General features: G+C 34.7%; 2 protein-coding genes and 1 pseudogene. 1 reads left to right on the top strand and 2 read right to left on the bottom strand.

What is annotated here, in order from left to right; genetic code table 11:
* Positions 1–311 precede the first annotated feature (311 nt).
* A pseudogene (locus AC1DJR_RS28815) lies at positions 312–1,625 on the top strand (MFS transporter); the annotation flags it as partial.
* Positions 1,626–1,673: 48 nt separating this feature from the next.
* Here the strand turns inward: AC1DJR_RS28815 and AC1DJR_RS28810 are convergent.
* Together AC1DJR_RS28810 and AC1DJR_RS28805 are read right to left on the bottom strand one after the other, a co-directional pair.
* On the bottom strand, positions 1,674–2,783 hold the full coding sequence (locus tag AC1DJR_RS28810; RefSeq protein ID WP_429688554.1) for a DUF4018 domain-containing protein: 1,110 nt from the start codon (positions 2,781–2,783) through the stop codon (positions 1,674–1,676).
* Positions 2,755–3,250, bottom strand: a 496-nt coding sequence (locus tag AC1DJR_RS28805; RefSeq protein ID WP_477004131.1) for a DUF58 domain-containing protein, incomplete at its 5' end; no start/stop codon positions are given. The genes AC1DJR_RS28810 and AC1DJR_RS28805, both read right to left, overlap by 29 nt.

The following is a 3,250-nucleotide window of genomic DNA, read 5'->3' as shown; positions in this document are numbered from 1 at the left end:
GGGTTTAAAAACCCTTTATGAAAAATCACCTTATTTTTAATGCAAATAGGAAGAAAATAGTGGTAAAAAAATAAATTTACGTATAAAAATAAAAAGCTGAAAAAGGTACTCATATAGCGCCTTCTTCAGCTTTTTAAAATAGTAAATTACTTAACATAGGAAGCATCTMATTGGACAAATAATTAATTATGTGAAACAATAATAACAGATAAGGAGWCGTTGCTTTTCCTTAAGTGCTTCGTATTGAATTTATTCTAGTAAGAGAAGGTGTGCTTAAAGAAGTTAAATTAAATAAGGAGCTGTTTTACTATATGCAACAAAATAATGATTTGAATTTTGAACCTCAAGACGTTAATATTGTCAATCCTAAACAAGCGAGGAAAGCAGTTGTTGCTACTGGCATTGGGAATGCAATGGAGTGGTTTGACTTTGGATTATACGCGTATTTAGCGGTAATATTAAGTCAATTATTCTTCTCCGGTGTGAATGATAGTGGTTTGCAACTTGTACTAACATTTGGTACATTTGCGGCGGCCTTTCTAGTTCGACCAATTGGAGGTATTTTCTTTGGTAGAATAGGAGACAAGTATGGCCGAAAGATTGTTTTAAGTACAACTATTATTTTAATGGCACTTTCTACATTATTCATCGCATTACTACCAACCTATGAACAAATTGGTGTATGGGCACCAATACTACTTTTAGTTGCTCGAATGATTCAAGGCTTCTCTACAGGAGGCGAATATTCAGGAGCAATGGTTTATATCGCAGAATCTTCTCCAGATAAAAAGCGTGGTATACTCGGTAGTGGTCTTGAAATTGGAACACTCTCAGGTTACATTGCTGCTTCGGTAATCGTTACCATTTTGACGTTATTGTTAACAGATGAGCAAATGCTCAGCTGGGGATGGCGTATTCCTTTCTTAATTGCTGCACCAATTGGTTTGGTCGGTTTATATTTACGACGTCATTTAGATGAATCTCCAATCTTTCAAGAGATGGAAAAAGCACAAGAGGAATCTGAAGACAACGAACAATTTTCATTTATGGATATATTAAAATATCACAAAAAAGACTTCTTATTAAGCACAGTAATTGTTGCCTTCTTTAACATTACAAACTATATGATCCTTTCGTATATTCCTTCTTATCTAACACAAGTACTAAAAGTCAAAGAAACAACTGGCTTATTAATTATTTCAATTACGATGGCACTTATGATTCCACTGGCACTTTATTTCGGTAAATTAAGTGATAAAGTAGGTAATAAACGCGTAGTACAAATTGGTTTACTTGGTTTAGCATTATGTTCAATTCCAGCATTTTTATTAATTGGTAACGGACATATTGTAGCCATGTTTGCGGGTATTTTCGTCTTAGGTTTCTTCCTTAGTGTTTATGAAGGAACATTGCCTTCGTTATTACCAGCACTCTTTTTCACCGATGTACGTTATCGAGCACTTTCGATCTCCTTTAACATTTCTGTATCGATATTCGGTGGTACAACGCCGCTTGTATGTTCATACTTAGTTCATGCGACTGGTAACCCGCTCGCACCAGCATTTTATTTAACAGGTGTAAGTGTAATTGGATTAGTTGTATTTAGTGTACTGTTTGTTACAACACTTTTACACAAAAAGGCTCCTAGTTTAATAGGAGTCTTTTTGTATACATCATTTTCTCTTTTTCTTCAAACTCTTCTGATAAGCATAAAGCTTATGAACCTCTTCCTTAAATTCATGCAGAAGTATAGTATCTTCACGATTTGAATAACGTACTGCATTATACGCATCTATAATAATATGACTCTTAATATTTACATCTTCTTCATGTTTTATTCTTTCTAACCAAGCCTCAACAGTTTCTCCTCGTTCACGGTTTAAAGGAGGGGATAGCTTACTCTCGAGTTTGAAAATTTCTTTTCGAATTTCGTTATTTGGTGGTTTATTTCGTTTGAACCGTTTTTGGCCGATTCCTTCTTTATCAGTAATGATTGTAGATTCAAAGACAGGCATATTTGGTAAACTTAAATGTTTTCGTTTTTTTACTATTTTCCAAACGACGTAAATAGCGATAGTTGTGCAGACCAATATTGTAATGCTATTTATGAGTATTGGGTCAAAATCAGGAAGTTTTTTCCCGTCTTCAATTCGTGGTTTTAAGAGATGTCCTTTATTTGCCCAAACACCTTCAGTATCTTTTGCTTCCGCTGCTTTAATTAATGGTATTAGAGCATAGCCGACTCCTAATGCGATAACTTCCGTCATAAAACCAAAAATAAGTCGAATAAAAGGAAACACTTGAACAATTAATATACTTATTACGCCAATCGTAATAATAGAAGCAAAACGTAATAGTTGTTGTTTGCGATTTGCCCCGGTTAGCCAAAATGTAATCATAAGATGTAAGGCTAACATTAATAATTTCCATAACGGTGGAAAGGGTGCATAAAATATAGCTGAAACGACAAACCATACAATACCACCTAGCGATTTTTGAACTGGATATCCAGGTCCGACCGCTTGTACGATAAAGAAAAATAGTGGTAATATGATTGTGCCAAAAAGAGAAAAAGGTAGAAATAAAGAAAAACCGACTATTTGAAGAACTAACAGTATTACAAACCCTGTTGTTTTTTTCTTCATTAAGTTATGAATAAGAAATACCCCTACATAGCCTGTTGTTAAAAATATTGCAATACCAATGAGTTCATCTCTTTCTGTTAATAATGAAAGCAGGAGGAGCAGAATAAAGTCATGAACGTGATAGAGCCAAGTTTTCAAGCTTTTCCACCATCCCTTCATTATTAATGAGAAACGTAGGCTGAGATAGAAGAGGGAGCTCATTCTTCTGCAAACCAATGTATATCATTGTAGACGAGCGCTCCCTCTTTCTCGTTACATAGTGAAGAAATCCTTGTTTCGGAAGTAACGTACTATCATCTGAAATACGTGCTAATTCCTCTAAAGCCTTCCCGTAATGTGTTTGTCCTTCATTTAATGGTAAATGCAATGCACCAGTTTCTGCTAATACACTAATAAATAATTCAAACGGTATTTGATGCTTCGTTGCGAATTGACAAATGTATGTTGTAAATGAAATAAGGTCTTCTACATTTTCTTTCCAACCGAATCCGCGATCAGCAGCTAAAGAAAGACAAATCGTCCAACTATAATTTTTTACAGGTTCATATTGCTTTGCTTGTAATTCCTGCATTTTAGCAGATGCTTTCCAATGGATAGAGCGGAAA

It is taken from the genome of Bacillus sp. 05T31 (assembly GCF_056396725.1).
This window is presented reverse-complemented; position numbering and strand designations above follow the sequence as displayed.